This is a genomic window from Galbibacter marinus (assembly GCF_000300875.1).
In the GTDB taxonomy this organism is placed as follows: Bacteria; Bacteroidota; Bacteroidia; order Flavobacteriales; family Flavobacteriaceae; genus Galbibacter; species Galbibacter marinus.
The window spans coordinates 1-7,625 of sequence record NZ_AMSG01000046.1; the positions used below are offsets into that span (position 1 = coordinate 1).

The 7,625-nt window shown below is 36.4% G+C and carries 8 protein-coding genes and 1 tRNA gene; 5 read left to right on the forward strand and 4 right to left on the reverse strand.

What is annotated here, in order from left to right; all coding sequences use genetic code 11:
• Positions 1-135 precede the first annotated feature (135 nt).
• Positions 136-209 (reverse strand) — tRNA-Asn (locus tag I215_RS15280).
• Positions 210-334: 125 nt separating this feature from the next.
• Positions 335-1,654: an RIP metalloprotease RseP gene (gene rseP / locus I215_RS15285; RefSeq protein WP_008992895.1), complete on the reverse strand. Its 1,320-nt coding sequence runs from the start codon at positions 1,652-1,654 to the stop codon at positions 335-337.
• 158 nt (positions 1,655-1,812) lie between these two features.
• On the opposite strand from rseP, the gene I215_RS15290 reads away from it, so the two are divergent.
• The 5 genes from I215_RS15290 (at position 1,813) to I215_RS15305 (ending at position 5,659) form a co-directional block, all read left to right on the forward strand.
• Complete coding sequence (locus I215_RS15290; RefSeq protein WP_008992896.1) at positions 1,813-2,496, forward strand: SCO family protein; 684 nt, start codon at positions 1,813-1,815, stop codon at positions 2,494-2,496.
• A gap of 144 nt (positions 2,497-2,640) precedes the next feature.
• Entirely contained in the window at positions 2,641-2,886 is a 246-nt protein-coding gene (locus tag I215_RS15295; RefSeq protein ID WP_008992897.1) for a FeoA family protein, read from the forward strand.
• On the forward strand, positions 2,883-4,982 hold the full coding sequence (feoB, locus tag I215_RS15300; RefSeq protein WP_008992898.1) for a ferrous iron transport protein B: 2,100 nt from the start codon (positions 2,883-2,885) through the stop codon (positions 4,980-4,982). The genes I215_RS15295 and feoB overlap by 4 nt, the downstream gene beginning before the upstream one ends.
• Positions 4,983-4,989: 7 nt before the next feature.
• Positions 4,990-5,142 carry a FeoB-associated Cys-rich membrane protein gene (locus I215_RS16250; RefSeq protein ID WP_156800302.1) on the forward strand — a complete coding sequence of 51 codons (153 nt, stop codon included), beginning with the start codon at positions 4,990-4,992 and terminating at the stop codon, positions 5,140-5,142.
• Positions 5,143-5,146: 4 nt separating this feature from the next.
• On the forward strand, positions 5,147-5,659 hold the full coding sequence (locus tag I215_RS15305) for a DUF6155 family protein (protein WP_008992899.1): 513 nt from the start codon (positions 5,147-5,149) through the stop codon (positions 5,657-5,659).
• Positions 5,660-5,840: 181 nt separating this feature from the next.
• On the opposite strand, the gene I215_RS15310 is transcribed toward I215_RS15305, so the two are convergent.
• Both I215_RS15310 and I215_RS15315 read right to left on the reverse strand, forming a co-directional pair.
• Positions 5,841-6,665 (reverse strand): ZIP family metal transporter, encoded by an 825-nt coding sequence (locus tag I215_RS15310; protein WP_008992900.1) that lies wholly within the window; start codon positions 6,663-6,665, stop codon positions 5,841-5,843.
• 13 nt (positions 6,666-6,678) lie between these two features.
• The gene (locus I215_RS15315; RefSeq protein ID WP_008992901.1) at positions 6,679-7,329 is read right to left on the reverse strand and encodes a metal-dependent transcriptional regulator; all 651 of its coding nucleotides are present in this window, start codon (positions 7,327-7,329) and stop codon (positions 6,679-6,681) included.
• Positions 7,330-7,625 lie beyond the last annotated feature (296 nt).

Here is a 7,625-nt window from a genome sequence, read left to right on the forward strand (position 1 = left end):
TTTAGACCCAACTTTTGAGATTGATCCCTTTTTAATGGAAATACGTATAATACAGTAATTGTAGCTAAACCTGCATTACAAAAGCTTATAAAAGCAAAAAATCCAGCCTATTTTGTAGACTGGATTCAAATTTTGCTCCCCCTCTTGGGCTCGAACCAAGGACCCTCTGATTAACAGTCAGATGCTCTAACCAACTGAGCTAAGGAGGAATTTTATATTTTTACTTTCGTGAGCTCCCTTATTTAGGAGGCTTTGAAAGGATTTATCCCTTTTTTGCGGATGCAAATATATATGTTTTTTTCATTAAGCCAAACAAAAATTATTAATTTTTATTTTATTTGAAAATCGCCTTATATATATCGTTTCCATTGGCGTACAAAAGTAATGCAATTAATATAAAGAAACCAACCATTTGTGCATATTCTAAGAATTTTTCACTTGGCTTCCTTCCAGTAATCATTTCATACAGCAAAAACATCACATGTCCTCCATCTAATGCTGGTATGGGCAGTATATTCATAAAGGCCAAAATAATAGATAAAAAAGCCGTAGAAAGCCAAAATCCTTGCCAATCCCAAGAATCAGGGAAAAGTTTAGCAATAGTTCCGAATCCGCCTACCTCAGTAGCACCCTTTTTAGTGAAAAGGAATTTCATTGAACTTGCATAGTCCATCAAAGTCCAGTATCCAAAAGTAATACCAGCTGGAATAGCCTCAGCTAATGAATATTCTTTCTTTTGAATTACATTTGAAAAATCAAACAACGGTCTTACACCAATTTTCTGATCCTTTGGGGTGACTGATAGTGTATCAGTGGAATTGTTACGTTCTATAACAAGATCTATCGGAGTTCCTTGATTTGACTTGATCACTTTAGTAAATTCATCCCAAAATGTAATGGCTGTTCCATTTACCGATACCACCCTATCATTCTTTTGAAGACCTGCAATATCAGCAGGATCACCAGGAAATATACTATCTAAAATTGCATCTACTCTAGGCTCAAATGGTCGTAAGGCTCCAGAAACATATAAATGAGTTCCTAACGTATCTGGAAGTTTTAATACCTCTACGGTGTTATCAGCATGTTGAACTTTTACTTCTTCTACTCCTCTTACTACTAATAATCGACTTACATCTAAAATATTACTAGGGGTTTCACCATCAACTTCAAGTACTTTATCTCCATCTCTAAATCCATACTGCTCTAATTCTTCAGCTACGTTAAAACCATTAGGGAAGGCATTATTGGAGAGTTCATTACTACCCCAAACAAATAACACCATGGCATAGATAAAGAATCCCAACAATAAATTGACAGTCACTCCTCCAATCATTATGATTAAACGTTGCCAAGCAGGCTTCGATCTGAACTCCCAAGGTTGAGGTGGCTGAGACATCTGTTCCTTGTCCATACTCTCATCAATCATCCCAGATATCTTAACATAACCCCCAAGTGGAAGCCAGCCAATACCATAAACAGTTTCACCTATCTTGGTTTTAAGTAATGCGAATTTCACATCAAAAAACAAGAAGAATTTTTCAACACGAGTTTTAAAAATTTTGGCTGGGATAAAGTGTCCCATTTCGTGTAAAACAATCAATATAGACAAGCTTAAAACTAGCTGGACCGCCTTTATTAAAATTTCACTCATAAATACAGTTTCGTTTTCAAATCGCACAAAAGTAACGTTTTCAAATTATCTAGCACAATCAAAAGACTTTAGCAATGACAATTTATGACGCTTTTAAGACATAAATTCCATAAAGTATACGGAATGTTGTATTTTTGTACTCAGTTAAATTTCCTAATATGCTACAGTTTTTCAGTAAATATAAGAGCCTATTTATTACGCTATTAATTCTTTCCGCGATCATAATAAGCCTGATGTACCAAGCTCTTAAACCAGAAGAAAAATTAGCTATTTACGAACCTTCCATGGTTCAACCCGAGCTCGTGGATGAAAGTATCCAATACATCCGTAAAGATCATAAAATTGCAGATTTTAAATTGATTAACCAGAACGGAGACACCATCACCCAAGAGAATTACAAAGACAAAATATATGTAGCAGACTTCTTCTTCACCACTTGCGTTTCTATATGTCCAATGATGACGGACAATATGGTGCGTTTACAAGAAGAAATCAAAAATAATCCAGATGTAATGCTGCTGTCCCATACTGTAACGCCATTAATTGACACCGTTGAGCAGTTAAAAAAGTACTCAGAAGAAAAAGGAGTCTTGGATCACAAATGGAACATGGTCACTGGAGATAAAAAACAGATCTACGAATTAGCAAGAAAAAGCTATTTGGCTGTTAAAACTACTGGTGATGGAGGACCATTTGATATGATCCACACCGAAAACTTTATTTTAGTAGATAAAGATAAACAAATAAGAGGATTCTATGACGGAACCAATCCAGATGAAATGGAAAAGTTACTTCACGACATAGAAATCCTTGAAAATCACTATAAAAAATCCAAATCATAACCTCCTTAGAACCTGCTCACATAGCCTTTAGAGCTGATTTTAGAATTTTTTAACTTTCCGCTAAGTATAAACAAGTTTGTTTTATTTCTTTAAACCTTTTTTTTATACTATTTTTGCTTACTTAAATTCAATCTAAATAAGGCTTTGAAATTAACAATCGCACATCTGAAAAAGGGCCAAAGCGCCGTCATAAAAGGATTTTCCACCGATGTTATTCCAATTAAGCTCCTTGAGCTAGGTTGTCTACCTGGCAACCAGGTGGAACTCCTACAAATTGCACCATTTAAAGATCCTTTATACCTGAATATCAACGGCTCGTTTTTAACGATCCGTCGTGCAACCGCCCTTGAGATTGAAATTGATATGATAAAAGAAAATGACTCCTTATGAGTAAGCAAATTAATGTGGCCCTTATAGGGAATCCTAATACTGGTAAGACTTCTATATTTAATGCCCTAACAGGTTTAAACCAGCGAGTAGGTAACTATCCTGGAATAACTGTAGAGAAAAAAGAAGGGCTGTGTAAATTATCTCGTGGTATCAAAGCACACATCATTGATTTACCTGGGACCTATAGTTTAAATGCAACCTCCTTAGATGAGAATATCGTTATTGAGCTATTACTCAATAAAAACGACAAAAATTATCCAGATGTAGCGGTAGTGATTAGTGATGTAGAAAACCTTAAAAGAAATCTACTACTCTTTACTCAAATCAAAGATTTAAAAATACCTGCCATACTTGTAATAAATATGGCGGATCGTATGAAACGTAAAGGAATTTCTCTTGACATAGAGCATCTTGAAAAAGAACTTCATACCAAAATAGCTGTAATCAGTACCCGTAAAAACACTGGAATTGATGAGCTAAAAGAATTAATCACAAATTACAGAGAACTTCCCACAGAACAGTGCATAGACATAAGCACAATTGATCCTGAGTATTTTGGAGGATTACAAAACGCTTTTCCAAACCAAAATCTATATAAATTGTGGCTTGTAATTACCCAGGATGTCAATTTTGTGAATCTAGACCGTAAACTAGTAGATGATACTTCAGCATTTTCGACTAAATCGGAATCTGAACTTAAAAAAATGCAGCACCAAGAAACGGTCAAGCGCTATCAGTTTATAAATAAAGTTCTCCAAGGCGGATATATCATTGACGCTACCTCAGCAAAAGGCTTAAGGGCATCCTTCGACCGAATATTGACTCATAAAGTCTGGGGATATGTTGTTTTCTTTTTAATCATGTTGCTTATCTTTCAAGCCATTTATGAATGGAGCAGCTATCCAATGGACTATATTGATAGTCTATTTGCTAGTTTCAGTGAATGGGCAAGTAATACTCTTCCACCTGGTACACTTACGGATCTCATTGCAGAAGGGATAATTCCTGGACTTGGAGGTATTGTTATTTTCATCCCTCAAATTGCATTTCTATTCTTATTTATTGCGATACTAGAAGAATCTGGATATATGAGTAGGGTAGTATTTTTGATGGATAAAATTATGCGCAAATTTGGCTTGTCTGGAAAAAGTGTTATACCACTTATCTCCGGTACTGCTTGTGCTATTCCGGCGGTCATGGCTACTAGAAACATAGACAACTGGAAAGAAAGATTGATTACCATCTTGGTAACACCATTTGTAACATGCGCTGCCCGACTACCAGTATACCTTATTATTATTGCCTTAGTTATCCCAGATGAAGAATTCTTAGGAATGAACCTCCAAGGTCTGACATTAATGGCCATGTATGTACTTGGGTTTTTAACAGCTGTTTTTTCCGCATGGGCATTAAATAAAGTATTGCGAGTAAAAAGCAGATCCTTTTTTGTTGTGGAGATGCCTAATTATAAAGTTCCACTACTTAAAAATGTAGTAATTACGGTTGTAGAAAAAACCAAAAGCTTTGTATTTGGAGCGGGTAAAATCATATTAGCTATCTCAATAATACTATGGTTTTTAGCAACTAATGGCCCAAGAGACACTTTTCATAATGCGGAGTCTATTGTAAATGCACAACCAGAAAGCCAAACCTTAACTGAGGATGAACTAGCAACCAATATTAATTCCTACAAACTTCGAAATTCATATATCGGAATTGCCGGACACGCTATTGAACCTGTGATTACCCCACTAGGTTATGACTGGAAAATTGGAATTGCTCTAATTAGTTCATTTGCAGCTAGAGAGGTATTCGTAGGTACTCTTGCAACAATATACAGTGTTGGTAGCGAAGAAGAAGACACGATCAAAAACCGCATGGCTCAAGAGATAAATCCAGAAACTGGACAACCTGTCTTCAACCTAGCTACAGGGATTTCATTATTACTGTTTTATGCCTTCGCCATGCAGTGTATGAGTACTATAGCAATTGTAAAAAGAGAGACCAACGGTTGGAAATGGCCAATTTACCAATTAGTATTTATGACTGGTTTTGCTTATATTACTGCTTTAATAGCATATCAACTTTTAAAATAATTGACATATGGATATTCAAACCATTTTAGTCTATATAATCGTTTTACTAGCATTTGGATATTTGGTATTAAAATATGCATTCCCAAAAGCACTAGCAGCAATCCTGGGTAAGAAAGGGAGTAGTTCTTGTGGAGGAAATGATTGCAACGGTTGTCATTAATAATATGTCCAAACGCGAATTAAAAAAGTATGTAGCCACGCTCAAAAAGAAAGAACTTGAACTTCAAATTATCGATCTCTACGAGCGATTTAAAGAAGTTAAGGTTTTCTATGATTTTGCGTTTAATCCTCAGGAAGATAAACTAGTGGATCAAGCAAAGGCCAAGATCGCAAACGAATATTTTCCTGTAAAGAGGCGAAAACCCAGAATGCGTAGGTCAGTGGCACAAAAATTCATCAAACATTTTATCGATATTGGGGTAAGTCCTACAAATATTTCGGATGTGATGTGGTTTAATATAGAAATTGCACAAACATTCAATGAACATCGCCAATTAAAACAACCAGCCTTTTATAAAAGCATGGCTAATTCATTTGATGAGGCTGTAAAATACAGTACTACCAACGGACTTATAGAAGACTATAAACATCGTTTATTAGAAGTTTATAAGCGCGCAAAACTTCAAAATTGGCCAGAACTATACGCTATGGAACGCACCCTAGATTTACTCGATTAATCAAGCCCGATCATTGTAAAGAATACTCATTCCTGGTTTAAGCACATTGTAGTAGGTTCTATCCAAAAGCTTAGTGCATTTCAACGGCAAAGAAATGTTGAAGGTAAAATTGATTATTATACCTTAATCTAGAAAAATTTAACCAAAACTAGCTTAGTCTCAGTCACACTTCTGACCTAAACTAACCTAAAGCTACATCTAGGACCATCATAACGATAAAGCCTCCCATAAAGCCTAATGTAGCAATATCTGTGTAGCGATCTTGCTGCGTCTCAGGTATAACCTCCTCAACTACCACAAAAATCATAGCCCCAGCAGCAAAAGAAAGTGCATATGGCAAAATAGGTGTAAAAAACGTAACAGCCAAAGCACCTACCACCCCAGCAATAGGTTCAACAATTGCGGAGAGCTGTCCGTAGAAAAAGCTTTTCTTTCGACTAAGGCCATGCCTACGCAAAGGCATGGAAACAGCAATTCCCTCAGGAAAGTTCTGAATACCGATACCAATTGCCAGTATTACTGCTCCGGCGATAGAAGCCTCTGGTATACCTGCAGCAACACCACCAAAAAGAACTCCTACTGCAAGTCCTTCAGGAATGTTGTGAAGCGTTATAGCCAGGGTTAACAGCAAGGTTCTATTTAGCTTAGTAGGTACCCCTTCGGATTCATTTGGTTTAAAGTTTATGTGTAAGTGCGGCATGACTTTATCCAAGCCAAAAAGAAACAATGCCCCCAGGCCAAAACCAATAGCAGAAGGAGCGACTTTAGCAAAACCTTCACCATCACTCATTGCAATAGCAGGACTTAGGAGGCTCCAAAAACTTGCCGCTACCATTACCCCACCAGTGAACCCCAACATCCCATCTAAAGCAGCGCGTTTCATTTCCTTAAACAAGAAAACAACAGATGCTCCCGCAGCTGTAACCAGCCAAGTAAAGGTAGTGGCCAATAAAGCTCCAACTACAGGATCAATTTCCTCAAAAAATTTGATAATAGAATCAAACATATAATTTTCTAAATTATGTCTTTATATAAATGTTTGCCGCTGTTATAGCAGAAATATGCACTGTTTTATGATCGATCACTATGGCCATTGAATTATCAAACGCCTCCTTTTCGAGCACCTTAATTTCAGTTCCTAAAGCGATATTAAGTTTATCTAAATACCTTAGAAACTTAGAAGAAGAATCCTTAACACCGATAACGATCCCCCTTTGCTCATCCTTCATAGCTGAGAGCAATATCTTTTTAATATCGGGTATCTGACCGTGTTGATCTGGTATAGGATCTCCATGTGGATCCATCTTTGGAAAGCCCAAGAATACATCTAAACGCTCAATGAGTTTTTCACTCTTTATATGTTCCAACTCCTCTGCCACATCATGCACCTCATCCCATGAAAAGTTCAGTTTCTCAACCAAAAAATACTCCCACAACCGATGTTTTCTAACAATTGAAGCGGCATAGATTTCACCCTTTTCAGTCAGGCGAACACCCTGATACTTTTTATAATGAACGACCTTTTTATCAGACAACTTTTGAATCATATCTGTAACAGAAGATGCTTTAGTATCCAATTGTGCTGCGATATCACTTGTTGAAGCAAAACTCTTAAGGTCTTTCGATAAATGATATATGGCCTTTATATAATCCTCCTCCGAGTACGTCATAGTTTATGGTGTGTCAAAAACACAGTTCGTATTATTAAAATAATTTTTTAGACATGGCTAAATTAATAATTTAAATCAACAAATTACAATATCCCATTCTTTTATTTATAAACCAGAGCGTAAAACCCATTGATTACGGCGTGTCGATGGGATGTAAGCTCCTTCTGTTAACTGTGCTCGGTTTGTATTCCTTAGTGGTGTTCGAGGGCGCTTTACCAATATCACATAAAGTATTTCAATCAAAAATAGGCTTTATAGAATTACTCTCTGCGTTAATGTTCATAACTTTTTCATAT